Below are 23,271 nucleotides of genomic sequence, written 5' to 3'. Positions count from 1 at the left end.
GGCACCCATGATTCATATAAAAGACATCGCTGAACGGCCCAGCAAAGCTGACATCGAGGCCGTTTCGAAATTTTCGCCGGCGACGATCCACGAGGCCCAGGGACGCCGCGGCGCGCTTTCCTCCCGCCTCAAGCCCATCGACTACCGCATGAAACTGTGCGGCCCGGCATTCACGGTCAAATGCGCGCCGCGCGACAACATCATGCTACAGCTTGCCATCAATTATGCGAAGCCCGGCGACATCATCGTCGTCTCCGCCGGCGAATACGAAGAGGCCGGCTCCTTCGGCGACGTGCTTGCCAATGCCTGCCTTGCCAAGGGCATCGGCGGTCTCGTGACCGATACCGGCGTGCGCGACACGCTGCAGCTTAGGGAACTCGGTTTCCCCGTCTTCTCCCTTAGCGTCTGCATCAAGGGCACGGTGAAAGAAACCATTGCGGCGGTGAACGACCCGATCATCGTCGGCGGCGAGACTATCAATCCCGGCGACATCATCGTCGGTGATGCCGACGGCCTGGTGGTCGTGCGCAGGCAGGAAGCGCAGGAAGCCGCCAGACTTTCGCAGGCCCGCGAAGATGCCGAAGCCGGCTATATCGCCGCCTACAAGGCAGGAAAATCGGTCATCGAGGTCAGCAATCTGGCGCCGGTGCTGAAAGCCAAGGGCCTTGTCGTCGACATCTGAGACGATACACGAATGAACTCTTGCTAAGCCCGCGCCGCTATTCCGTCGCGGGCTTAGCCGTCGCGACTGGGCACCTCAGATATTCTGGGGCGTCACGATTTCGAAGGTAATGGTGCGCTGGATTGTACCGCCCGAAGCGCCCTGCGTGATCGTTTCGATCATCGTCTCGACCAGAGGCGTGGACATCTGTTCCAGCGGATGACAGAGTGCCGCGGTAATCATCCCCTCTGACGGGCCCTTTCGCGTCTCTGGACAAATATCCCGGCAGACGAGGCGGATGCTCAGGCGCCGCTTTGAGGCAGAACTGGCAGCGCACCGGGAAGACAGCAGGATGACGACAAAATTATAAACCGCAGTAGCAAGAGATATCTCTTGTTGGCCGCCGCGATCGTCGATTTCCAGATTCAAGCCGATCCCGCAAAACTATTCACGCTTCCTCCGAAATTATGAAATGTAGTTTCTCTATAAAATTTATGGAAAACGTAGTTTAGCGTCCTGACAGCCGATCTATACCTTGGCTTTGAATAAGACCGGGCGATCAACGGCAAACGGAGAGGACGCGAAATGACACGGAAAATCAGGCTTGGAGCATTTCTCCCCGGTGGCGGTCAGCACGTCGCCTCGTGGCGCCATCCCGACCAGCCGGCCGACGGCGCCACCAGTTTCGAGTTTCACAAGCAACTCGCCCTGACGGCTGAGCGCGGCCTCTTCGATGCCTACTTCCTGGCCGATGGGCTGGCCGTCGGTTTTGGCGGCGCACGCGAAGGCGGCAATGCTCGTGTCGCAGGCTTCGAGCCCGTCACCTTGTTTTCCGCACTCGCGCCTCTGACCACCCATCTCGGCTTTATCGCCACCTCCTCGACCACCTATGAGGAACCTTATACGACCGCCCGCAAATTCGCTTCGCTCGATCTGATCTCGGAGGGCCGCGCCGGCTGGAATGTCGTCACCACGACGGGCGACCTCACGGCGCAGAATTTCAATCGCGACACCCAGCTTCCGCATGCCGAGCGCTATCGCCGTGCTGCCGAACATGTCGACGTCGTCCGCAAACTCTGGGAGAGCTTCGAGGACGACGCCTTCATCCGCGACAAGGAGAGCGGCGTGTTCTTCGATCCGGCGAAGCTGCACGATACCGACCATCGCGGCGAGCATTTCAGCGTGCGCGGTCCGCTCAACGTCTCGCGCTCGCCCCAGGGACATCCTGTTATCGTCCAGGCCGGGCAGTCGGACGACGGGCGCGGGCTTGCCGCGGCAACGGCCGAAGTCATCTTCACCGCCCATCAGCACATCGAAACCGCCCAGGAATTCTACCGGGATATCAAGGCGCGCGCCCGCGGCCTCGGCCGCAATCCCGATCACATCCTGGTCATGCCCGGCGTCTCCGCCTTCGTCGGCAGGACCGAAGCCGAGGCGCGGGAGAAGTATGATCGCCTGACCTCGCTCATCGTCGAAGAGGATGGGATCGGCCTCCTCAACGGCCTGACCGGCGGCACGCTCGACCTGCACGGCTATGATCTCGACGGGCCGCTGCCGCCGGCGCCGCCGACCGAAGGCATGAAGAGCCGCCAGGCCCTCATCCGCCAGATCGCCGACGAAAATAACTTCACCATCCGCCAGCTCTATCAGTGGATCGCATCGGCCCGCGGCCACTACACCATCGTCGGCACCGCCGAGCAGATCGCCGACACGCTGCAGCAATGGTTCGAGAACGAAGCCGCCGACGGCTTCAACATTCTGCCGCCCTGGCTTCCCACCGCGCTCGATGACTTCGTCGATCTGGTCATCCCGGAACTGCAGCGCCGCGGCCTGTTCCGCACCGCCTATGAAGGCAAGACGCTGCGGGAAAACCTCGGCCTACCTTTCCCGACCAACCGATGGGCTGCGGGGCGCGCAGCTCTCCAGGCAGCAGAGTGAGGAGCGATCCATGGCTTATGAAATCAATCAGGTCCTCCCAAGAAGCTTCGGCCGCCTGAAGAGCAGCGAAAGCAATAGGCCCACTTTCGCGTCGCATGTGCGCCATGCGCTCGCATCGCTTCTGCCGCGCTACGGCCTGCTGATCGCCTTCCTCGCACTCTGGCAGGTTTCGAGCACCAGGGGCTGGATCAATCCGGCCATTTTCCCGCCCCTGAACGTGATCCTGTCGGCCCTCTGGACCAACCTTGCCAATGGCGCGCTGCTTGATGACATCGCCATCAGCCTGCAGCGATCGGGAACAGCCTTTGCCTTTGCCGTCGTGGTCGGCATTCCGCTCGGCCTGTTCATGGGCCAGTTTCGCGCGGTCGAGCAGGCGCTCGATCCGATCCTGCAGCTCTTCCGCCAGACCTCGGCGCTGGCGCTCTATCCGGTCTTCATCCTGCTGCTCGGCCTCGGCGAAACATCGAAGATCTTCGTGATCTTCTGGGCGACGCTGTTTCCTGTGCTGCTCGCCACGATCAGCGGCGTCAAGGAGGTGGACCAGAAGCTCATCGAGATGGCGCGAACTTACGGCGCCGGATCGCTGACCGTCTTCCGCCGCGTCATCCTGCCGGCCTCCGTCCCCGCAATCTTCGTCGGCCTGCGCCTCTCGGCGACGACGGCACTTCTGCTGCTGATCGCCGCCGAGATGATCGGCGCCAACAAGGGCATCGGCTTCCAGGTCATGAACGCTCAGTACAATTTCCAGATCCCGCTGATGTTTGCGGCGATCCTGCTGCTCGCCTTTCTCGGCCTTGCCGCCAATGCCTTGCTCGTTCTGCTGCAGCGCCGCCTCTGCCGCTGGTCTCAGCCGAACGCCTGACCGCTTCCACCGATTTTCCTCCTCCGAAAGGACACGTCATGACTTTCCATCCCCGCAACCTTCTCCTGCCGGCCGTGATCGCTCTCGGTCTCGCCACGCCGGCCGCCGCCACCGATACGGTCAAGCTGCGCTATCTCGCGAGCCAAGGCGGCCTTGCCGCCCATGAACTCGCCGACGCACTCGGCTACTTCAAAGATACCGGCATCACGTTTGAGAATGTCGGCTATGCCCAGGGTGGCCCGGCCTCTCTCATCGCTCTTGCATCCGGGGATGTGGAGATCGGCAGCGCCGCCACGTCAGCCGTCTTGAATTCGATCATCGGTGGCAATGATTTCGTCGCCGCCTACCCATCGAACGGCATCAATGACGAGGTGCAGTCGACCTTCTACGTGCTGGAAGACAGCCCGATCAAAAGCATCAAGGACATTGCCGGCAAGAGCATCGCCGTCAATACGCTCGGCGCCCATCTCGATTACACCATCCGCGAAGCCCTGCATTCCGTCGGCCTGCCAAGCGACTCCGCCAATCAGGTCGTCGTTCCCGGGCCGCAGCTCGAGCAGGTGCTGCGCTCCAAGCAGGTCGATATCGCCGCCTTCGGCTACTGGCAGACGACCTTCGAGGGTGCTGCGCTGAAGAACGGCGGCCTGCGTGCGGTCTTCGACGATACCGACGTGCTCGGCGACATTGCCGGTGGTTTCGTGGTCCTGCGCCGCGATTTCATTCAGCAGCATCCCGAAGCCTCGAAGATCTTCGTCGAGCAGTCGGCCCGCGCCCTCGACTATGCCCGTGAACATCCCGAGGAAACCAAGAAGATCCTGGCAAAGGCACTCAGCGAACGTGGCGAGAACCCTGACATCGCACAGTATTTCCGCGGTTACGGCGTGCGCGCCGGTGGCCTGCCGGTCGAGCGCGACATCCAGTTCTGGATCGACGTGCTGGTCCGCGAAGGCAAGCTGAAGCAGGGCCAGCTGGCGGCCAAGGACATCATCTACGCGGCCGATGCCAAGCCGGTAAGCAACTGAGGAAGAGTGATGAGCCTCGCCCAGGACATTCGCCGCGGAGAGGTGACAATCCGTCACCTCTCCAAATCCTACAAGCTGAACGGCAGCCATCTGCAGGTTCTGAAAGATATCAATCTCCACATCCGCTCCGGCGAAAGCCTTGCAATCGTCGGCGCCAGCGGTTCGGGCAAGACGACCCTGCTCCGGGTTCTCGCCGGCCTCGAAGAGGCCGACACTGGTGAGGTGCTTGTCGACGGCAAGGCGATCCGCGGCGTCGGCGCGGAACGCGCCGTCATCTTCCAGGAGCCGCGCCTTCTTCCCTGGCTCGATGTCCTCGGCAACGTCGCCTTCGGGCTGGAAACGAGAGGCCTCCCCCGCGAGCAGGCGAGGGCGCGGGCGCGTCACTACGTCAAGCTCGTCGGTCTGCAGCAGTTCGAGGCGGCCTATCCCCGGCAACTCTCCGGCGGCATGGCACAGCGCGTCGGCATCGCCCGAGCGCTTGCCGTCCAGCCGGAAATCCTGCTGCTCGACGAACCGCTCGGCGCGCTCGATGCGATGACCAAGATCGGCATGCAGCAGGAACTCGCCCGGATCTGGCGCGATGAGGATGTGACGACCATTCTCGTCACCCACGATCTCGAGGAGGCGATCTATCTCGCCGACCGGATCCTGATCCTGCCGCGGGAAAAGGGGGCCGAACCGCGCCTGATCGACATCGATCTGCCGCGCCCGCGCGACCGCAGCGCACCGGAATTCGTCCGGCATCGCGAGCAGCTGCTGAACCTGTTCGGGCTGCATTGAAGGCTGCCGCTGCAGCCTTCGCCAAGACTATACGATCCAGGGATCGATCAGTTCGATCCCAAAGCCCTCGAAATCCCTAGGGTTGCGCGTCTCGGCCCCGCATTGCGCTGAAGAAACCGGAGGCGGCTATCAAGACTTGCTCTTCGCTCCGGCAGTCAGATAAGGCCGCCGATCCAGTTCCGCCGACCGGTAGGAGCTGCGCAGCCGTAACAGATCCTTGCGGGCGATCAGGCCGCAGAGTTTGCCGGACGCCGGATCGACGATCGGAATACGCCCATCGCCGGTCGACAGCATCAGGTCGGCGATGAAGGCAACGGTATCATCCGGATGCCCGACGGGGACGGAATCGTCCGTGACGTTTTCGGAAAGCGTCTGTAGGACCAGATCCGCCTTCCCCTGCCAGAGCAGGACATCGGCGCGCGAGACGATGCCGGCCAATCTGCCTTCCGCGTCCACCACCGGGTAGATCCGATGGGTTTTCTGCTGAGAGGCGAAGAAATCGCAGGCCTCGCCGATTGTCATCGTAACGGGAAGCGTGTCGACATCGGCGATCATGATCTCCCTTGCCCGGGAGAGTTCGAAGGGATCAACGCCATATTCGCGGGTGATGTGCTGCCCACGGCGCGCGATCTTCTCGGTGAGGATCGAGCGGCGCAACAGCAGCACCGTGACCGCATAGGCCACCACTGTTGCGGCGAGCAGGGGAACGAGCGTGCTGACGTCGCCGGTAATCTCCATCGCAAAGAAGGTGCCGGTCAGCGGCGCGCGCATGGTTCCGCCCATCATCGCCGCCATGCCGAGCAGCGCCCAGAAGCCGGGATCGTAGCCAGGCAAGACGAGGCCGACCAGCCATCCGAGCGTGCCGCCGAAGATGAGAAGCGGCGCGAGCACGCCACCCGAGGTGCCCGACGACAGGGCAAATAGCCAGATGATCGTCTTCACCAAGAGGATCGACAGAACCGCCGGCGCGAGCAGCCGATTGTTGAGCAGGCCATCGATAATGTCGTAGCCGACACCCATCGCCCGCGGCTCGATCAGGCCGCCGAGGCCGATGACGAGACCGCCGAGCATCGGCCACCACATCCAATGGATCGGCAGCGCCTCGAACAGGTCCTCGATCCGGTAGAGCAGCGTCGTCAGCAATCCCGATTGCAGCCCCGATATGATGCCCATCGCCGCACAGGCAAAAATCCCCCACCAGGGCAAATCAACCTGGAAATGGGTTAGGAACAGCGGTCCGGTGCCGAAGAGTAGCGGACGCCAGCAGATCGACACGCAGGCGGCAACGGCGACGGGAATGAAGCTGCGCGGTTTCCATTCGAACAATAGGAGTTCGACCGCCAGCATGACCGCGGCGATCGGCGAGCCGAAGATCGCCGTCATGCCCGCGGCGGCACCGGCGACGAGCAGCGTCTTCCGCTCGGCCGCGCTCATGTGGAAGAACTGGGCAAAGAGCGATCCGATCGCCCCGCCCGTCATGATGATCGGTCCTTCGGCGCCGAACGGGCCGCCGGTTCCGATCGAGATTGCCGAGGACAGCGGCTTCAGGACCGCGACCTTCGGCGACATCCGGCTGCCGCCGATCAGGATGGCTTCGATTGCCTCCGGAATGCCGTGGCCGCGGATCTTCTCCGACCCGAAGCGGGCCATCAGGCCGATGACCAGTCCGCCGAGCGGCGGCACCATCACCACCCATAGCGAGCGCGGCACTGAAGCCAGAGAGTTAGGCTGAGTGCCGATCTCTCCGAACCAGATGACATTGGTCACCAGCGCGATCAGGCTGACGAGACACCAGGCCGCAAAGGCGCCCGCCGTGCCGACGATGATGGACATCCCGACCAGCAGGAGAACCCGCCGGTCGGTAGTGAAATCGCCGGCCTCGCGTCGGGAAAGACCGCCGGTAAAATCATGCGGGCGGTTGCTGGGTTGATGCTGCGCCATGGAAGCCTCTGCTACGCGAAAATGGGTCTGCTTGAGTGGCGTCATTATATCGTGATACGATATAAATCAATGGACGAAAGCAAGTAGGCGAAAATCTCTCGGAAGATGCTTCACTTGACCGGCCGGCGGCTGCCCATCTATTCGAGATCGGCAATAGCGCGCGCATGGATCGCCTCCTGCGAACCAAGCGGCAAAGGAGAATGAGTGTGAAGAAAATCCCGCCGCCGCTGAGACAGGAGGATTACGAGGCGCTCGCCGACCTCAGATTCGCGCTTCGCCAGTTCACGGACTTCAGCGCGTCGGCCGCCCAGTCGGAAGGACTGCCGGTGCAGCAGCATCAAGCGCTGCTGGCGATCAAGGGGCAACGCGGCGGCGAAACCATGACCATCGGCATGCTCGCCGAGCGGCTGATCATCGCGCCGCATACGGCGACCGAGCTCGTCGGGCGGCTGTCGGATGCCGGGCTGGTCGAACGCCATGCCGATCCGGTCGACAGGCGCCGTCAGACACTCCTCCTGACCGAGAAGGCGGACGAGCTTCTGACGCGGCTGAGCGCTGTCCACCTTTCGGAAATCAGGGTGATGGCGCCGAAGCTGATCGAGCTTCTGCTCGAGCTTCAGAAGACGGCGCCGAAAGTGGAGTGAACGAAGCCGCGCTGCGGCTTATCGTGAAAGCGTTTTGCCGAGACGATGGATATGAGCGGCGCCGATTCCGCAGCAGCCGCCGATGATCGTCGCACCAGCTTCGGCCCAGGAGCAGGCAAAACGCGAATAGGCATCGTCGTTCAGATCGTCGCGGGTATCGTGCAGGCCTTCATTGGCGGCCGAGGCGCCCTGTTCCCCTTCGAAGGCGTTGGCATAGACGCCGATTTCGATCTGGGCGTCCATCTTGCGGAACGTCTCGGCGGCCGTCTCGACCGCTTCTCGCATGACCTCGGGCTTGCTGCAGTTGAACAGGAAGGCTTCGGCGCCCGATGACGCCGCCCAGGACGCCGCATCCTCGACGCTTTCGCCGGAGCGAAGCTTCGGCTCGCTGCTTTCGATATCCGCTTCGTCATCGGCCAGCGTGAAGGAAATCCAGAACGATTTACCCGATCCCGCCACCGCCTGACGGACGGCCTCGCCCTCGGCGATCAGGCTCAGCGTCTCGCCGAGCCATATGTCGACGAAGGGGGCGAGGTTTTCGACCAGCACCTCGAGATAACCCTGCACCCGCTCAGGCTGAAAATTCTGCGGCTCGTAGGAGCCGAAGATCGGCGGCAGCGAACCTGCGACCAGCACCTTGCGATCGGTGGTGGAATCGGCCGCCTCGCGCGCCAGGCGGCCGGCAAGACGGATCAGCGCCGCACCCTTCTTCTGGAACCGGTCCTCGCCGATATGGAAGGGCACCAGCGCATAGCTGTTGGTCGTGATGACCTCAGAGCCGGCGGCGATGAATTCCTTATGCACCTCGCGGACGATATCCGGCGAATTGATCAGCGCCAGGGCCGACCATTCCGGCTGTTTCAATTCGGCGCCGAGCCGCAGCAGCTCGCGGCTCATGCCGCCATCGAGGATTCGTGTCCTGCTCATGAAGGGTCTCCATTCGGGCCGCCGCACCGTCACCGGCGAGCGTGCTTTTCATTTACAAAAGAGTGAGTGAGTGTTGTTCGCTCCGACAGGCGGCGGGGTTTCATAGCGGGCTCTTCCGATCGGCTAACGACGAACCGGCACTTGCGCTTCGAGACCTCGAAAGACGCGGGCAATCACTGCGGTCAGGGCGAGATAGAAGAGAGTGACGACGAGCAGCGGCTCATAGACCAGCAGCGTATCCTGACGGACCTTGTTGGCCACGGCATAGAGATCCATCACCGTCACCGTGAAGGCGAGCGGCGTCGCCTTCAGCTGCATGACGATCTCTCCGGCAATGGTCGGCAGGGCGATGCGGATGGCGCGCGGCAGCCAGATGCGGCGGGTCAGCTTCCAGGGTGACAGGCCAAAGGCCCGCCCGGCTTCAAGTTCGCCCTTGGGAACGGCAAGCAGCGCGCCGCGCAAAACCTCCGCCTCATAGGCCGCATAATTCAGCGTGAAGCTGACGGCGGCAAAGAAGAAGCCCTCGCGCAGGATCGGCCAGAATAGGCTCTGGCGGATACCGGGGATCATCGGCAGCAGCGAGCCGGCCCCATAGTAGAGCAGCCAGAGCTGGATCAGCAGCGGTGTGCCGCGGAAGAAGGTGCAGTAACCGCGGGCCAGCAGCCGCGTCAGCCTGCCGCCGCTGACCTGCGCGAAGGCGAGTCCGATGGCGATGATGAAACCGAACACGACTGAGATGACCAGCAGCGCCACGGTCTGCCAGGCGCCGGTCAGAAGCAGCGGCCAATAGGAGGAAATCCAGGTGAAACTCATGGGCGCGGCTTCCTCAGGCGAGACGCGGCTGTCCGCGCCGCACCCGCCCTTCGATCAGCTTGAAGGCGACGTTGGAAACAAGGGTGATGGCGAGGTAGAGAAAGGCCGAAGCGAGGAAAAACACGAAATAGTGTTTGGTGCTTGCCCCGGCAAGCCGGGTGGCGAGCGCCAGTTCCTGGTAGCCGACGACCGCGACGAGCGCACTGTCCTTGGTGACCGACATCCAGAGATTGGCCAGCCCTGGCAGCGCGTTCGGCAAAAGCGCCGGCAGCAACACGCGGCGGAACCGCAGCATCGGCCCCATGCCAAAGGCCTTGGCCGCCTCGATCTGACCGGTGGGAATGGCGAGGATCGCGCCGCGCAGCACTTCGGTCATATAGGCGCCCTGCACGAAGCCGAGCACCGCGACGGCGGCGACGAAGCCGTTCACATTGACCGGCGGCAGGTCGAGTGCCGCCAGCAGCCGGTTGAGGCCGTCGGTGCCGGCATAATAGAGGCCGACGATGAGGATCAGTTCGGGAACGGCGCGGATGAGCGTGGTGTAGAGATCGAGCACCAGGCGCAGTGCTCGATTGCCGGAAAGCTTTCCGAGCGCGCCGCCGGTGCCGAGCAGCAGGCCAATGGCGAAGGCGCAAGCCGAGATGGCGACCGTGGAGACAGCACCTGTCAAAAGAACGCCGCCCCATCCCGGAGGATAGGGAGACAGCAGATCCAGAATGCCTTGTTGAGCGGTCGCCATCTCTTGGATCGCTTACTTCGCGCCGTAGATGTCGAAGTCGAAGTATTTCTTGGTGATCGCGTCGTACTGGCCGTTGGCGCGAACTGCAGCGATCGCCGCATTCAGCTTGGCTTTCAGCTCGGTGTCTTCTTTCCGCAGACCGCCCGAAACGCCGGCGCCGAGAATTTCCTTGTCGTCGGCGACATCTCCCATCTTGGCGCAGCAATCCTTGCCGCCGTCGCTCTTCAGGAAGGCGTCGAGTGCCAGGGAATCGCCGAAGACGTAGTCGATGCGGCCGGAGGCCAGATCCTGGAAAGCCTCGTCGAGCGTCTGGTAGGTTTTCTCCTCGGCAGCATTGGCAAAATACTTCTTGTAATATTCAGACTGAATCGTCGACACCTGGATGCCGATGGTCTTGCCCTTTACGTCTTCGGCCGTGGCGCCCGGCTTCTGGTCCTTGGGACCGATCAGGGTGCTCGGCGTGTTGTAATATTTGTCGGTGAAATCGATCACCTTCGAGCGTTCCGCCGTGTTCGACATCGACGACCAGATCACGTCGAACTTCTTGCTCTGGAGAGCCGGAATGAGACCATCCCAGGAAATGTCGACGATCGAGCATTTCTCCTTCATCTCCGTGCAGACGGCGTTCATGAAGTCGATTTCCCATCCGTGCCACTCACCCGAGGCGTCCTTGGCAAAGAAGGGCGGATAGGATTCGTTCATGACGCCGAAGCGGACTTCGGCCTGCGCGGTGACCGCGGAAAGCGCAAGTGCGGCGCCGGCAAAAAGCATGGGGAGCAGTTTCATTCGCAGGATTCTCCTGGTTCGTGGGTGTCGATGACGGCTGGTGTGGATCAATGGGCGCTGAGACGAGTGAATTCCCGGCAGCGGGCGCTGACCGGCGCCCCGAAAACCTGTTCCGGCGGCCCTTCCTCCTCGATCCGTCCCTGATGCAGGAAGAGGACACGGCTCGAAACATCCCGGGCGAAGCGCATTTCATGGGTGACGATCAGCATGGTCCGGCCTTCTTCCGCGAGATCGCGGATGACTTTCAGGACCTCGCCGACCAGTTCCGGATCGAGCGCCGATGTCGGCTCGTCGAACAGCATGACGGCGGGATCGACGCAGAGCGCTCTGGCAATCGCCGCGCGCTGCTGCTGGCCTCCGGAGAGGAAGGCGGGATACGTGTCGCGCTTATCGAAAAGCCCAACCTTGTGGAGCAGGGCTTCCGCCTTTTCGATCGCCTCGCGCTTGGATATGCCCATGACATTCACCGGCGCCTCGATGACGTTTTCCAGCACGGTGCGATGGGCCCAGAGATTGAAACTTTGAAAGACCATGCCGAGCCCCGTCCGCAACCGCTCGATCTGCCGCCAGCTCTGCGGCTGCAGCCGCCCGCCGCGACCGGCTTTCAGCACGACTTCCTCGCCGTTCACCGCAATGCGCCCGCGATCCGGTGTTTCCAGGAAATTGATGCACCTGAGAAAAGTGCTCTTGCCGGAGCCCGACGAGCCGATGATCGAAATCACATCGGACTTGTAGGCCTCCGTCGAGATACCCTTGAGAACCTGTTGCGAGCCGAAGCTTTTATGGAGATCTTCGACGCGAAGAGCAGGAAAGGGTTGATCCGACATGCAGGGGTCCGGCTGAACTGAGTTTGCGAAGGATAATGATAAAACAACGCGGTTTTTTCGCGCAATTATCACCTCTTTTGCATATTATGCGCAAAATAATCTTCCTCACGCATCGAATGCGGCGAAATCTATGAAAAGCCATAACTGGAATTGGACTGGACAATGGAACAGCTGGATCGTTTTGACCGTGACATTCTCGATATCGTTCAGCGCGACTGCCAACTGAAGGCCGAAACGATCGCCGAACGGGTCGGCCTGTCTGTCTCGGCCGTGCAACGGCGGTTGAAGCGGCTGCGCGAGGAGGGGATCATCAAGGCGGAGGTCGCCGTCGTCGATCGGAAAGCGACGGGAACATCGATGGTGTTCATCGTCGGCATGGAAATCGAGCGGGACAATTACGACGCGCTGGCGAAGTTCCGCGTCTGGGCGGAGAAGCAGGATCATATCCAGCAGGTCTATTACGTCACTGGCGCCGTCGATCTGATCGCCATCGTCACCGCCCGCGACGTCGAGCACTATGACGATATCGCCGCCCTGATCATGGCTGACAATCCACAGATCCGCCGCATGCACACCAATGTCGTGCTGCGCGACGTCAAGCTCGGCCTGTTCGTGCCCCTGGAATAGCGCCGGATAAGCCGCTGGACTCGCAATCGGCAAAGGGCATAATTCCGGGCGCAAATTCTCGGGAGGAACGAGCCTTGACGTTACGACACCAGATCATCGCATTGGCGATCGTCCCGCTCGTCATTTCGATCCTTGCGATCACCACCTTCATCACCTGGCAATCGGCAAACCTCGCCAAGAACAGCATCGACACGTTCGAGCAGAACATGCTGAAGACCAAGGAAGCCGAGATCCTCAACCTGACCAATCTTGCCCTCTCCGCCATCCAGACAATCTATGACAAAGCCGGGGCCGACGACGAAGCCGCCAAGCAGCAGGTGGCTGAAATTCTGACCTCGCTCGACTACGGCAAGGACGGGTATTTCTTCGTTTACGACTACGCCGGCAACAATATCGTCCATCCGCGCCAGAGTTTCCGGCATGGCCACAATTGGCTCGACCTTACCGACCCGGATGGCGACAAGGTCATCGCCGAACTGATCGCCACGGCCAAGGCAGGCGGCGGCCTTCATCAGTACAAATGGCAGAAACCGTCGACCGGGCAGATCGCCGACAAGCTCTCCTTCGTCGTCAGCCTCGACAAATGGAACTGGGTCGTCGGCACCGGCGTCTATCTGGATGACGTCTTTGCCCAGAGTGCCGCCGCCAATGCAGTGACGCGCGCCAACATCAGACGGACCTTCGTCATCGTCGCGCTGATCGCCGTGCCTTCGGTGCTGGTCGTGTTCACCACCTGCATGCTGCTGACCTTCCATGAGCGCCGTATGGCCGACAGCCGGCTGAAGGAACTGACGCAGCGGGTCATCGACACCCAGGAAGAAGAGCGCACACGGCTGGCGCGCGAGCTGCATGACGGCATCTCCCAGACCCTTCTCGGCGTGCGTTATGCAATGGATCTCGCCGGCCGCAAGGTCAGGACCAATGTCGACGAGGCCGCGCTGACCATCGAGCGCGGCGTCGAGGCGCTGAACGGCGCCATAAAGGAAATACGGCTGCTCTCGCATGATCTGCGCCCGCGCGTGCTCGACGATCTCGGCCTGACGGCGGCGCTGGAGGCGCTCTGTCATCACTTTGCCGAACGGACGGGGATCGAGACGGAGATAGACGCCTCGGGCTTTACCGGCATGCTGAAGGCGGAAGCCAACACCGCGCTTTACCGCGTCGCCCAGGAGGCCTTCAACAATGTCGAGCGACACGCGGGCGCCTCCCGGCTTACGGTCAAGCTCTGGAGCGACGGCGGCCGCGCCCGCATGACCATCTCCGACAACGGCACCGGGTTCGCTGGCGCCAGGGATGGCGCTTCCGGCAGCTCGGGTCTGGGCCTGCGCAACATGCAGGAGCGGATGGCACACTTCCGGGGCCTGCTACTGATCGAGAGCGGCGAGGCCGGCACGACTTTGACGGCGATGATGCCGAGATCGGCCAATCTGCCCGCCGGCAAGCAGGCGGAAGCCGCATGAACGAACGCCCGAAAATCAAGGTGCTCCTGATCGACAACCATCCGCTGGTGCTGGACGGGCTGAAAGCAGTGCTCGAAACCTTCGACCATATCGAAGTAGCGGGCACTGCCGGACTGGCCCAAACCGGGCTTGATATCGCCCGGCAGGTCCAGCCGCAGGTGGTGCTGATGGACATCAACATGCCGAAGCTCAGCGGCATCGATGCGATCGAATTGTTCCGGAACGAGCTTCCGCAAACCCGCGTCGTGATGCTTTCCATGCATGACAGCCGCGAGTATATTTCCTCGTCGGTCCTGCATGGCGCCGCCGGTTATGTGCTGAAAGACGTGTCGACCGACGAGATCGTCGCGGCCATCGAGACAGTGGCGGGCGGCGGTACTTATTTCTCCTCCGGCGTCTTCGACGCGCTGATGGGTGAGCGCGTAGAAGAAGGGAGCGATCCTCTGACGCCGCGCGAGCGCGACACGCTCGGGCTGATCGTTGCCGGCAGGAGCAACCGCGAGATCGCCGAAGCGCTCGGGATAAGCGCCGCCACGGCGGAAACCCACCGCAAGAACCTCAAGAAAAAGCTCGGCATCGCCACCACGGCAGGCCTTATCCGCTATGCGCTCGACCATGGCATCGCCTCGAAAAGCGAAGGAAATCCGCGCCTACCCACTTCTGGGTAGGCCCCGGTATTTCGCCTCTGCGCCCATCTTGTGGGGATAAAACCAACGCCCTAGGACTCCAGTCACGGCTGGCCAAGTGCCAAGCCGTTGGGAGGAATTCACATGCGTTACATCAGCTTCCGATCCGCCGGAAAAGCTCGAGCGACCCGAAACGGGCCTGCTGCCGCCGCCGGCTGAAAGACCTGCCTTCCACGCCGACAACTGGAACATGGCGACCGCCGCCGCGCGGCGCCTGAAAGGTATTCCGACATGGAAAAACCACGTAGCAAGGCAGCACTCTGGCTGCTGATCATCCCTTACATAGGTCTGCTCTGGCCATCATTTTACAATCTCCGCGAGCCGTCGCTTTTCGGCTTTCCCTTTTTCTACTGGTATCAGCTTCTCTGGGTGCCGATCACAGCGACGCTGACCTGGATCGCTTATCGGAGCGTGCGCCATGACGACTGACATCAACGGCACGGCGCTTGCCGTCTTCATCTTCTTTTTCGTCCTCGTCACGGTCATGGGCTTCGTCGCCAGCCGCTGGCGCAAGCCCGAGACGCTCGCCCACATCGATGAATGGGGTCTCGGCGGCCGCAACTTCGGCACCTGGATCACCTGGTTCCTCGTCGGCGGCGATTTCTACACCGCCTACACTGTGATCGCTGTCCCGGCACTAGTCTATACGGTCGGCGCCTACGGCTTCTTCGCGCTGCCCTATACCATTGTCGTCTATCCCTTCGTCTTCATGGTCATGCCGGTTCTGTGGAAACGCGCCAAGGATTTCGGCTATGTGACGGCCGCCGACGTCGTCCACGGCCAATACGGATCGCGCGGCCTGGAACTCGCCGTCGCTGCAACCGGCGTCATCGCCACCATGCCTTACATCGCCCTCCAGCTCGTCGGCATGACGGCGGTCCTGAAGGCGCTCGGGCTGCATGGCGAACTCCCGCTGGCGATCGCCTTCATCGTGCTGGCGCTCTATACCTATTCGGCGGGCCTGCGCGCACCGGCGCTGATCGCCTTCGTCAAGGACATCATGATCTATATCGTGGTTATCGCAGCCGTCGCACTGATCCCGTCGAAGCTCGGCGGCTACGCCAATGTCTTCGCCTCTGCCGATGCGGCCTTCCAGGCCAAGGGCTCCGGCCACCTGCTGCTCGGCGGTAACCAGTATGTCGCCTATGCCACGCTCGCTCTCGGTTCGGCGCTCGCAGCCTTCATGTATCCGCATACGCTGACGGGCATCTTTGCATCCAACAGCGGCAAGACTATCCGCAAGAACGCGATCATGCTGCCCGCCTATACGCTGCTGCTCGGCCTGTTGGCACTGCTCGGCTATATGGGCCATGCCGCCAACCTGAAGCTCGACAGCGCCAATGATGTCGTTCCGACCCTGTTCAAGACGCTGTTTTCAGGCTGGTTCTCCGGCTTCGCCTTCGCGGCGATCGCCATCGGCGCACTGGTGCCGGCGGCGGTAATGAGCATTGGTGCGGCCAACCTCTTCACCCGCAATTTCTGGAAGGCCTATGTCGACCCCAAGGTCAGCGACGCGGGCGAGGCCAAGGTCGCGAAGGTGACGTCGCTGGTGGTGAAGGTCGGGGCACTGCTTGTCATCATCTTCCTGCCGACGCAGTTCGCACTCGACCTGCAACTGCTCGGCGGCATCTGGATCCTGCAGACGCTTCCGGCCCTGGTTTTCGGCCTCTACACCAACTGGTTCCGTGCACCCGCCCTGCTGGCCGGCTGGTTCGTCGGCTTCTGCGGCGGTACCTTCCTCGTCTGGGATGCCGGCTGGAAGCCGCTGCATATGATCAGCCTCGGCGGTGAACCCTTCACCGTCTATACCGGGCTGCTGGCGCTGGCGGCAAACATCGCCGTCGCGGTGGTGATCAATGCCCTGCTTCCGGCCAAGGTTCCGGCTCGGGCGTAAGACAAAAATACGAAGGGCAGCAAACGCTGCCCTTTGTCCTTTTATTTTTCAGCAGAAGCTGAGGAGAGGTTGGGCGATCAAAACTCCTCCCAATCGCCAACCAATGCCGCATTGCCCTGGGTCGCATTCCCCTGGAACGACCTGCCCACCTTGGCGATCATCTGGCGTGCCGGCGAGGCCACGGGTTGAGCATGCTGTGCCGGGGCCGCCGGCTGCGATACGCGCTTCGGTGCTGCTACTCCGCCAATGTTGAACTGGCTGAGCAACTGGAACAATGCATCGGCTTCCTTGGCGAGGTTATGAGAGGCGGCTGTCGCTTCTTCCACCATGGCGGCGTTCTGCTGCGTGCCCTGGTCCATCCTGTTGACGGCGGTATTGATCTCTTTCAGTCCTGTCGCCTGCTCTTGCGAAGCGCCGACGATCGCGCCGACATTGCCGTCGACCTGCTGCACCTGCGCCGCAATCTCCTGCAGGGCCTTTCCGGTCTCGCCAACCAGGGCGACGCCGTTTTTCACGTGGCCGTTCGAAGCGTTGATCAGTTCCTTGATTTCCTTTGCCGCCTTGGCGGAACGCTGCGCCAATTCGCGTACTTCCTGGGCAACGACGGCAAAGCCCTTGCCGGCTTCACCGGCGCGGGCGGCTTCGACGCCGGCATTCAGCGCCAAGAGGTTGGTCTGGAAGGCGATCTCGTCGATGACGCCAATGATGCTGCCGATTTCGGTGGCGGAGGATTCGATCTTGCCCATGGCGTCGACCGCATCCCGCACGACACTGCCCGAGCGTTCCGCATTGTCCTTGGTCTTGCGAACCAACTGGCCTGCTTCCTGAGCCTTGTTGCTCGAGTCGGCGACGGTGGTGGTGATCTCTTCAAGGGCAGCGGCGGTTTCTTCGACGGAGGCGGCCTGCTGTTCGGTCCGTTTGGCGAGATCGTCCGAAGCGGAGCGGATCTCTTGCGCGCCGGCTGCGATGGCGCTGGCGTTCTGGGAAACCTTCTGCATGGCGGCGCGCAGCTTTTCGACGGCGGCATTGAAGTCGGCTCTGAGCTTTTCGAGGGACGGAATGAACGGCGTGCCGATCTGCTGCGTGAGATCGCCATCGGCCAGCGCCTGCAATGCAGTACCAAGCTGGCCGACCGCTCGGTCCGTCTGCTCGGCAAGGGTGCGGCGTTCATCGGCATCCTGTTCGAGTCGATGCCGTTCCGCGACCGCCCGCTTGGCTTCCGTGTCGGCTTCCCGCTCAGCCTTTGCCGAAATGGCATCGCGCAGGCCGGCGACGGCGCGCGCAAGCGTGCCGATCTCATCGCCGCGCGCTTCGAGGCGGCGATCGCCATCGAGATTGCCTTCCGCCATCGCCTTCAGCGAAAGCTGCAGTTTTGCCAGCGGGCCAACGATCGTACGCGCGGTAATCGCAGCCGCAACGATCGAAAGAAGAGCTGCGATGCCGAGCGCCGTCAGGACCATCGGCTTGAAGCCGCTCGCCGTGCTGCGGACCTCACCGCCGATCGATTTGTTATATGCTTCCTGGTAGTCGATGAATTTGTTGATGGCGCCGAGCCAGGCAACGAAGGCCGGTCTTGCCTGTTCGAGCAGGATCTTGCGGGCAGCCTCGCCATCACCCTTTTCCTGCAGCGCAATGATCTGGGCGACCAGGGGATTGGTTTTCGCCTGGATGTCGGCGATCTCGCTCAGAATGGTCTTTTCCTGATCCGTCGCACCCGCCGGCGATGCAACCATCTCCGCCATGCGTTTTTCGTTTTCGGCGTAGGAGGCCGCGAGCTTTTCGATCAATGCCTCGGCCGCCTTGCGTTCATCGGCGGACGTCACCAGGGTCACATCGCGAATGGCGATCGCCCGATCGTGCACGCTGCCGCGATAGTTGATGGCAAAGCGCTGCTTGACGCTGTTGACGTCGTTGATCGTTCCGAGATTGTTGTTGATCTCCGCGACCTGCACCGCCGAGTAGATGCTGAGGCTGGCCATCAGCACGATCAGAAAGCTGAAACCAAGGGCGAGACGCATCGCGATCCCGAAACTCTTAATGCTGTTCATTCGCGCGCTCCATCGTGTCGGCGAGGTTTAAAGGTGTCTGTGACCAGGATCTGTCCCCGAACGCCTCCGCCGGCCACCACTACACGCGTCGCCTCCAAAGCGGGCGCGCGTCAGGGTACCAACGTCGATTTCATGCGGGATTTCGGGATACCTGGCCGGCCATCATGGCGTAGGTGACGATCCTCAGAACGTCGCTCCGATATGCTTAAAAATAGGAGGAGATATTTTAGAGAGTGTAAACGAAGCCCACAGGGCGTCATTATGCTGCGATTTTTGTATATTTCGTCGTATTTGCTGCAGAACCACGAATGGTCGGAGGTGACCCCATGGATTGAAGTCACCTGTTCGATCGGCCTGACTGTCGGTCCTTGGCCAATACTTGGAGGCGGCGCTGCAGGTGGCCGACGCCAATCTCTGCGCCGCCAAGAATACCGGCCGCAAACGATACGTGTCGATGGCGAGCTGTCGCCTCCTGCTTCAGTCGCGCAGTAGCGGCAAGAGCTGATCGCCTTGCCGCTTGATCTCGGAGAGATAGGGCGTGTCGGACAGCACGAAATGCGTGATCCCGAGATCCTGGTATTTGCGCAGCGAGCGGGCGACGTCTGCCGGTGAACCGACCAGCCAGGTGGTGCCGGCACCGCCGCCGCCGAACCTGCCCGGCGCGGTATAGAGATTGTCGTCGAGGACGTCGCTGCGTTCATGGAGAGCAAGCAGCCGCTGCTGGCCGACGGCGAGCACGCGCTGGTGATCGTGCCAGCCGGTGCCCTTGCTCCTTGCCATCTCGGCGACCTTCGCCTCGGCGTCGGCCCAGGCCTCATCCGTCGTGTCGCGAACCAGCGTCGTTATCCGTAGCCCGAATTCCAGCGGCGGGAGGTCGCGGTCGAGAGCACGGCTCAGCCCCTTGAGCCGTCCGATCCGCTCGCGGACGCCCTCGAGCGGCTCGCCCCAGAAAAGCTGGACATCAGCCTCGGTGGCCGCCACCCGTTCGGCCGCTTCCGAGGCGCCGCCAAAATAGAATTTCGGATGCCGGCGGTTGCCGCGAACCTCGATGCGCGGCACCACGGTGGATTCGGCGACCCGGAAATGGTCGCCTGCCGAGGTGACGTTTTCTTCGGTCCACAGCCTGCGGACCAGCCGCATGAATTCCTTGGTCCTGGCATAACGATGCGCCTGGTCGCCCTCGCTGTCGCCATAGGCGGCCAGATTGTCCTTGCCCGAGACGATGTTGATCCGCACCCGGCCGCCAGTCAGATGGTCGAGCGTTGCCGCCGCGGAAGCGAAGTTCGCCGCCCGCCAATAACCCGGCCGGATCGCAATCAGCGGCTCGAAGCTGGTGGTGCGCGCGGCGAGCGCGGCCGCGACGGTGAACGTGTCGGGACGGCCCCAGCCGGTGCCGATGAGCGCGCCCTTCCAGCCATGCTCTTCCAGCGCCTTCGCGTGGCTGGTCAGCGTGTCGAGGCTGTTGTGGTTGTCGACGGCGGAATCTCCGCGATGACCTGCTCTGACGTCGTTGGGAATATACCAGAGAAATTCGGAATGCTTGCTCATGCGATGCCGGTTTATTCGGGATTGGAAGAAGGAGGCCAAGGAAAGACCGGGAAGATCATACGGCTGCCTGTGCTGCCTGCGCCTGAAGCGCAAAACCGTTCGGCGGGCGCTGGAGGCCCAGATTCTCCCGCAGCGTCGTGCCTTCATATTCATGCCGGAACAGGCCACGCCTGCGCAGGATCGGCACGACCTGATCGACAAAGTCGGTGAGAGCCGTGGGCAGGATCGGCGGCATGATGTTGAAGGCGTCGGCGGCACCATTCTCGAACCAGATCTGCATCGCATCGGCAATCTGCTCGGGCGTTCCGACGACAGTGCGATGGCCGCGCGCGGTGGCGACCGCCAGATAGAATTGGCGCAGCGTCAGATGATTGCGCGAGACGAGGTCGGAAACCAGCTTGAGGCGGCTTTTGTTGAGTTCGGTATTGTCAGGCAGGGGAGGGGCGAGATCATCAAGCGAATAGCCGGAAAGATCGACGCCCCTATAGTGGCGGGCAAGGATATTCCAGGCGATAGCGGGATGCACCAGCGATTGGATATACTCATAATTCGCTTGAGCTTCCGCCTCCGTACCGCCGAGAACAGGGAATATGCCGGGACTGATCAGGAGGTCGTCCGGCCGCCGCCCGTAACGGGCAAGCCGCCCCTTGACGTCGGAATAGAATTCCTGGGCATCCTCGATCGTTTGGTTGGCGGTAAAGATCATCTCGGCGGTGCGTGCGGCAAGCTCGCGTCCGGGTTCCGATGCGCCAGCCTGCACGATGACGGGATAGCCCTGCACCGGACGGCCGACATTGAGCGGACCCGCCACCGAGAAGAACTTGCCCTTGTGATTGACGAGATGCACCTTGTCGGGATCGAGATAGACCCCGCTTTGCTTGTCGCGGATAAAGGCATCGTCCTCGTAGGAATCCCACAATCCCTTCACCAGGTCGACGAATTCCTCGGCCCGCTCATAACGATCGGCATGGGCGGGATGGCCTGCGATCGAAAAGTTCTTCGACACGTCGGCGCCCGTCGTGACGACGTTCCATGCGGCACGGCCCTTGGAGATATAATCCAGCGACGCGAATCTGCGGGCGAGAAGATAGGGGTCCTCGTAGGTCGTCGATGCCGTGGCGACGAAGCCGATATGACTGGTCGCCTGGGAGAGGGCGGCCCAGAGTGTCAGCGGCTCGAAATGAGCGCCCTGGGCAATGCGGCGAAACGCTTCCGGATCCGCGGCCCGCTCCCATCCCGCCGGGCTGTCGGCGACGAAGACGAGATCGAATTTCCCGCGTTCGGCGGTCTGCGCCAGGTCCCGGTAGTGATCGATATTGAGGCCGGCATCGGCCTGCGCATCCGGATGGCGCCAGGCGGCGATATGATGGCCGGTCGCCATGATAAAGGCGCCGAGCCGCATTTGCCGTTTCGATGTGCTCATTGGCTTGCTTCGCCGCTATATCAGGCTGCTCTGCGGCCGGGGACGCTGACCCCGAGCCGGCCGAGAAGATGGCTTCGGAACTCTGCAAAACGCGGATCGCTGTGATCGCGCGGCGCCGGCAGATCGATCCTGAGATCCTCGATGAGCCGGCCTTCGTCGAGAACCAGAATCCGGTCCGCCAGCGAGATTGCCTCGTCGACGTCATGGGTGACGAGCAGCACGGCGGGACGGTGCCTTGCACATAATTCCCGCAGCAGATCGTGCATCTTCAGCCGGGTCAGCGCGTCGAGCGCGCCGAAGGGTTCGTCGGCGAGAAGCAAGGCCGGCTCGCGCACCAGGGAACGGGCAAGCGCGACCCTCTGCTGCTCGCCGCCGGAAAGCTGGTTCGGCCATGCCGTTTCCCGCCCCGCGAGTCCCACTTCCGCCAAAGCCTTCCTGCCGCCTTCCTGGCCGGTGGCGCGGGGCAGGCCGAGCGTGACGTTCTGGATGGCGCTGCGCCAGGGCAGCAGGCGGGCATCCTGGAAGACCACGGAAAGCCTTTCCGGCGTCTCAAGCGTGCCGCTTCCCTCCACACCGTGATCGAGACCGGCAAGGGCCCTGAGGAATGTGCTCTTGCCGGAGCCGCTGCGGCCGAGCAGGGCAACGAATTCGCCTTCTTCGATATCGAGATCGACACCGTCGAGGATCGTCTTCGCTGCAAACCGGCGGACGAGGTTTCGCACATGGACGGCCGTGGCCGCCGGCTTCAGTTTGCCAGGGTGCGGCGCCATGAGAGAGCCCTCCGTTCGATGAGGCGGACGAGGCCGTCCGAGACGAGACCCAGGAGCACATAGACCACCAGGCCGACGAGGATGACATCGGTCTGCCCGTAATTGCGGGCGAGATCGATCATGTAGCCGAGCCCGCTGGTGGCGTTGATCTGCTCGACGACGACAAGGGAAACCCAGCAGAGGGTGACGGCAAAGCGCAGCCCCAGCAGGAAACCGGGCAAAGCGCCCGGCAGCACCACTTGGAGGATGAAGTCCTTCTGGCTCATGCGCAGCGTCTCGGCCAGTTCGACATAGCGACTATCGATGCTGCGCAGCGCATTGTGGGTGTGGATGTAGATCGGCACGATGACGGCAAGCACGATCGTCGTAACCTTCATGCTCTCGCCGATGCCGAACCACAGGATGAGCAAGGGGATCAAGGCGAGCGTGGGTATCGCCCGCTTGATCTGAACCGGTCCGTCGATCAGCGCCTCGCCGATCCGGGAAAGACCGGCGATGACGGCCAGGATCGTTCCGATCAGCAAACCGATGCCGAGGCCGAGCAGAGCGCGCGTCGCTGACGTCACGAAATTGTCCTGCAGGCGGCCCTGTTCCAAAAGCCGCGCGAAAGCCTCGACGACCGTCCACGGTGCCGACAGGATACGCGGGTCGATCCATCCGAGCGCCGAGCCGGCGACCCAGGCCAAGACAAGCAATGCCGGTCCGATCTGCAGCCCGAAAGGTATCGCCGGGCCGGGACCCAGCCTGCGCCGGGCGCGCGCGCCGGCAGAGCCGGGAAGACCAACCGGCCTTGCCGCGCGTAAACCCGCCGGCGCAATTCTGCCACCTGACCTCAGGGACAGGTTCGCTTCATCTGCATCCCAAATGGTTGCCAT

The 23,271-nt window shown here is 62.3% G+C and carries 23 protein-coding genes; 11 read left to right on the top strand and 12 right to left on the bottom strand.

All coding sequences use genetic code 11. From position 1 onward, the window contains the following. The first annotated feature begins 7 nt into the window (after positions 1 to 7). Entirely contained in the window at positions 8 to 682 is a 675-nt protein-coding gene (locus K6N12_RS16535; protein ID WP_131711170.1) for a 4-carboxy-4-hydroxy-2-oxoadipate aldolase/oxaloacetate decarboxylase, read from the top strand. A gap of 75 nt (positions 683 to 757) precedes the next feature. On the opposite strand, the gene K6N12_RS16530 is transcribed toward K6N12_RS16535, so the two are convergent. Continuing rightward, a complete protein-coding gene (locus K6N12_RS16530; protein WP_246645499.1) occupies positions 758 to 1,090 on the bottom strand; it encodes a type 1 periplasmic-binding domain-containing protein in 333 nt (110 codons plus the stop codon). A gap of 156 nt (positions 1,091 to 1,246) precedes the next feature. On the opposite strand from K6N12_RS16530, the gene K6N12_RS16525 reads away from it, so the two are divergent. The 4 genes from K6N12_RS16525 to K6N12_RS16510 are packed head-to-tail and all read left to right on the top strand — an operon-like array spanning position 1,247 to position 5,263. Further along, on the top strand, positions 1,247 to 2,599 hold the full coding sequence (locus K6N12_RS16525; RefSeq protein ID WP_097626148.1) for an LLM class flavin-dependent oxidoreductase: 1,353 nt from the start codon (positions 1,247 to 1,249) through the stop codon (positions 2,597 to 2,599). A gap of 10 nt (positions 2,600 to 2,609) precedes the next feature. After that, positions 2,610 to 3,461 (top strand): ABC transporter permease, encoded by an 852-nt coding sequence (locus tag K6N12_RS16520; RefSeq protein WP_097626149.1) that lies wholly within the window; start codon positions 2,610 to 2,612, stop codon positions 3,459 to 3,461. Between the two features lie 38 nt (positions 3,462 to 3,499). Next, entirely contained in the window at positions 3,500 to 4,483 is a 984-nt protein-coding gene (locus tag K6N12_RS16515; RefSeq protein WP_097626150.1) for an ABC transporter substrate-binding protein, read from the top strand. 9 nt (positions 4,484 to 4,492) lie between these two features. Then, positions 4,493 to 5,263, top strand: coding sequence for an ABC transporter ATP-binding protein (locus K6N12_RS16510; RefSeq protein WP_097626151.1), 771 nt, complete (start codon positions 4,493 to 4,495; stop codon positions 5,261 to 5,263). A gap of 129 nt (positions 5,264 to 5,392) precedes the next feature. Here K6N12_RS16510 and K6N12_RS16505 read toward each other — a convergent pair whose 3' ends face one another. Further along, complete coding sequence (locus K6N12_RS16505) at positions 5,393 to 7,204, bottom strand: chloride channel protein (protein WP_222134960.1); 1,812 nt, start codon at positions 7,202 to 7,204, stop codon at positions 5,393 to 5,395. Positions 7,205 to 7,410: 206 nt separating this feature from the next. Here K6N12_RS16505 and K6N12_RS16500 point away from each other — a divergent pair, with 206 nt between their 5' ends. Then, entirely contained in the window at positions 7,411 to 7,848 is a 438-nt protein-coding gene (locus tag K6N12_RS16500) for a MarR family winged helix-turn-helix transcriptional regulator (RefSeq protein WP_222148879.1), read from the top strand. 18 nt (positions 7,849 to 7,866) lie between these two features. Here K6N12_RS16500 and K6N12_RS16495 read toward each other — a convergent pair whose 3' ends face one another. The 5 genes from K6N12_RS16495 to K6N12_RS16475 all read right to left on the bottom strand — a co-directional run bounded on the left by K6N12_RS16495 (position 7,867) and on the right by K6N12_RS16475 (position 11,940). Further along, positions 7,867 to 8,775, bottom strand: a complete 909-nt coding sequence (locus K6N12_RS16495; protein WP_222148878.1) for a homocysteine S-methyltransferase family protein — start codon at positions 8,773 to 8,775, stop codon at positions 7,867 to 7,869. Positions 8,776 to 8,898: 123 nt separating this feature from the next. After that, entirely contained in the window at positions 8,899 to 9,588 is a 690-nt protein-coding gene (locus K6N12_RS16490) for an ABC transporter permease (protein ID WP_222148877.1), read from the bottom strand. Positions 9,589 to 9,601: 13 nt separating this feature from the next. Then, positions 9,602 to 10,327 (bottom strand): ABC transporter permease, encoded by a 726-nt coding sequence (locus K6N12_RS16485; protein WP_097626155.1) that lies wholly within the window; start codon positions 10,325 to 10,327, stop codon positions 9,602 to 9,604. 12 nt (positions 10,328 to 10,339) lie between these two features. After that, complete coding sequence (locus tag K6N12_RS16480) at positions 10,340 to 11,113, bottom strand: transporter substrate-binding domain-containing protein (protein ID WP_097626156.1); 774 nt, start codon at positions 11,111 to 11,113, stop codon at positions 10,340 to 10,342. 47 nt (positions 11,114 to 11,160) lie between these two features. Continuing rightward, positions 11,161 to 11,940, bottom strand: coding sequence for an ABC transporter ATP-binding protein (locus tag K6N12_RS16475; protein ID WP_097626157.1), 780 nt, complete (start codon positions 11,938 to 11,940; stop codon positions 11,161 to 11,163). A gap of 162 nt (positions 11,941 to 12,102) precedes the next feature. Here K6N12_RS16475 and K6N12_RS16470 point away from each other — a divergent pair, with 162 nt between their 5' ends. The 5 genes from K6N12_RS16470 (at position 12,103) to mctP (ending at position 16,607) form a co-directional block, all read left to right on the top strand. Further along, complete coding sequence (locus K6N12_RS16470; RefSeq protein ID WP_003577754.1) at positions 12,103 to 12,567, top strand: Lrp/AsnC family transcriptional regulator; 465 nt, start codon at positions 12,103 to 12,105, stop codon at positions 12,565 to 12,567. Between the two features lie 74 nt (positions 12,568 to 12,641). Further along, positions 12,642 to 14,027, top strand: a complete 1,386-nt coding sequence (gene mctS, locus K6N12_RS16465) for a two-component system sensor histidine kinase MctS (protein WP_183855798.1) — start codon at positions 12,642 to 12,644, stop codon at positions 14,025 to 14,027. Further along, complete coding sequence (gene mctR / locus K6N12_RS16460) at positions 14,024 to 14,695, top strand: two-component system response regulator MctR (protein WP_183780065.1); 672 nt, start codon at positions 14,024 to 14,026, stop codon at positions 14,693 to 14,695. Before mctS ends, mctR begins: the two co-directional genes overlap by 4 nt. A gap of 249 nt (positions 14,696 to 14,944) precedes the next feature. Next, positions 14,945 to 15,142, top strand: coding sequence for a DUF3311 domain-containing protein (locus K6N12_RS16455; protein ID WP_097626160.1), 198 nt, complete (start codon positions 14,945 to 14,947; stop codon positions 15,140 to 15,142). Continuing rightward, positions 15,132 to 16,607, top strand: coding sequence for a monocarboxylate uptake permease MctP (gene mctP / locus K6N12_RS16450; protein ID WP_222134955.1), 1,476 nt, complete (start codon positions 15,132 to 15,134; stop codon positions 16,605 to 16,607). The genes K6N12_RS16455 and mctP overlap by 11 nt, the downstream gene beginning before the upstream one ends. Positions 16,608 to 16,684: 77 nt before the next feature. Here the strand turns inward: mctP and K6N12_RS16445 are convergent, their stop codons facing one another. The 5 genes from K6N12_RS16445 to K6N12_RS16425 all read right to left on the bottom strand — a co-directional run bounded on the left by K6N12_RS16445 (position 16,685) and on the right by K6N12_RS16425 (position 23,271). Further along, on the bottom strand, positions 16,685 to 18,655 hold the full coding sequence (locus K6N12_RS16445; RefSeq protein ID WP_183780068.1) for a HAMP domain-containing methyl-accepting chemotaxis protein: 1,971 nt from the start codon (positions 18,653 to 18,655) through the stop codon (positions 16,685 to 16,687). Between the two features lie 477 nt (positions 18,656 to 19,132). Next, entirely contained in the window at positions 19,133 to 20,203 is a 1,071-nt protein-coding gene (locus K6N12_RS16440) for an LLM class flavin-dependent oxidoreductase (RefSeq protein WP_183855800.1), read from the bottom strand. A gap of 55 nt (positions 20,204 to 20,258) precedes the next feature. Further along, positions 20,259 to 21,626 carry an LLM class flavin-dependent oxidoreductase gene (locus K6N12_RS16435; RefSeq protein ID WP_222134952.1) on the bottom strand — a complete coding sequence of 456 codons (1,368 nt, stop codon included), beginning with the start codon at positions 21,624 to 21,626 and terminating at the stop codon, positions 20,259 to 20,261. A 20-nt stretch (positions 21,627 to 21,646) separates the two neighbouring features. Further along, complete coding sequence (locus K6N12_RS16430) at positions 21,647 to 22,396, bottom strand: ABC transporter ATP-binding protein (RefSeq protein ID WP_183855802.1); 750 nt, start codon at positions 22,394 to 22,396, stop codon at positions 21,647 to 21,649. Then, on the bottom strand, positions 22,372 to 23,271 hold the full coding sequence (locus K6N12_RS16425) for an ABC transporter permease (protein WP_183780077.1): 900 nt from the start codon (positions 23,269 to 23,271) through the stop codon (positions 22,372 to 22,374). The genes K6N12_RS16430 and K6N12_RS16425 overlap by 25 nt, the downstream gene beginning before the upstream one ends.

The organism is Rhizobium redzepovicii (genome assembly GCF_019793435.1).
In the GTDB taxonomy this organism is placed as follows: Bacteria; Pseudomonadota; Alphaproteobacteria; order Rhizobiales; family Rhizobiaceae; genus Rhizobium; species Rhizobium redzepovicii.
This window is presented reverse-complemented; position numbering and strand designations above follow the sequence as displayed.

Coding starts and splice junctions, on each gene's coding strand:
- K6N12_RS16535 (WP_131711170.1), top strand. CDS start 8: ATGATTCATATAAAAGACATCGCTGAACGGCCCAGCAAAGCTGACATC.
- K6N12_RS16525 (WP_097626148.1), top strand. CDS start 1,247: ATGACACGGAAAATCAGGCTTGGAGCATTTCTCCCCGGTGGCGGTCAG.
- K6N12_RS16520 (WP_097626149.1), top strand. CDS start 2,610: ATGGCTTATGAAATCAATCAGGTCCTCCCAAGAAGCTTCGGCCGCCTG.
- K6N12_RS16515 (WP_097626150.1), top strand. CDS start 3,500: ATGACTTTCCATCCCCGCAACCTTCTCCTGCCGGCCGTGATCGCTCTC.
- K6N12_RS16510 (WP_097626151.1), top strand. CDS start 4,493: ATGAGCCTCGCCCAGGACATTCGCCGCGGAGAGGTGACAATCCGTCAC.
- K6N12_RS16505 (WP_222134960.1), bottom strand. CDS start 7,204: ATGGCGCAGCATCAACCCAGCAACCGCCCGCATGATTTTACCGGCGGT.
- K6N12_RS16495 (WP_222148878.1), bottom strand. CDS start 8,775: ATGAGCAGGACACGAATCCTCGATGGCGGCATGAGCCGCGAGCTGCTG.
- K6N12_RS16490 (WP_222148877.1), bottom strand. CDS start 9,588: ATGAGTTTCACCTGGATTTCCTCCTATTGGCCGCTGCTTCTGACCGGC.
- K6N12_RS16485 (WP_097626155.1), bottom strand. CDS start 10,327: ATGGCGACCGCTCAACAAGGCATTCTGGATCTGCTGTCTCCCTATCCT.
- K6N12_RS16480 (WP_097626156.1), bottom strand. CDS start 11,113: ATGAAACTGCTCCCCATGCTTTTTGCCGGCGCCGCACTTGCGCTTTCC.
- K6N12_RS16475 (WP_097626157.1), bottom strand. CDS start 11,940: ATGTCGGATCAACCCTTTCCTGCTCTTCGCGTCGAAGATCTCCATAAA.
- K6N12_RS16470 (WP_003577754.1), top strand. CDS start 12,103: ATGGAACAGCTGGATCGTTTTGACCGTGACATTCTCGATATCGTTCAG.
- mctR (WP_183780065.1), top strand. CDS start 14,024: ATGAACGAACGCCCGAAAATCAAGGTGCTCCTGATCGACAACCATCCG.
- K6N12_RS16455 (WP_097626160.1), top strand. CDS start 14,945: ATGGAAAAACCACGTAGCAAGGCAGCACTCTGGCTGCTGATCATCCCT.
- mctP (WP_222134955.1), top strand. CDS start 15,132: ATGACGACTGACATCAACGGCACGGCGCTTGCCGTCTTCATCTTCTTT.
- K6N12_RS16445 (WP_183780068.1), bottom strand. CDS start 18,655: ATGAACAGCATTAAGAGTTTCGGGATCGCGATGCGTCTCGCCCTTGGT.
- K6N12_RS16440 (WP_183855800.1), bottom strand. CDS start 20,203: ATGAGCAAGCATTCCGAATTTCTCTGGTATATTCCCAACGACGTCAGA.
- K6N12_RS16435 (WP_222134952.1), bottom strand. CDS start 21,626: ATGAGCACATCGAAACGGCAAATGCGGCTCGGCGCCTTTATCATGGCG.
- K6N12_RS16430 (WP_183855802.1), bottom strand. CDS start 22,396: ATGGCGCCGCACCCTGGCAAACTGAAGCCGGCGGCCACGGCCGTCCAT.
- K6N12_RS16425 (WP_183780077.1), bottom strand. CDS start 23,271: ATGGCAACCATTTGGGATGCAGATGAAGCGAACCTGTCCCTGAGGTCA.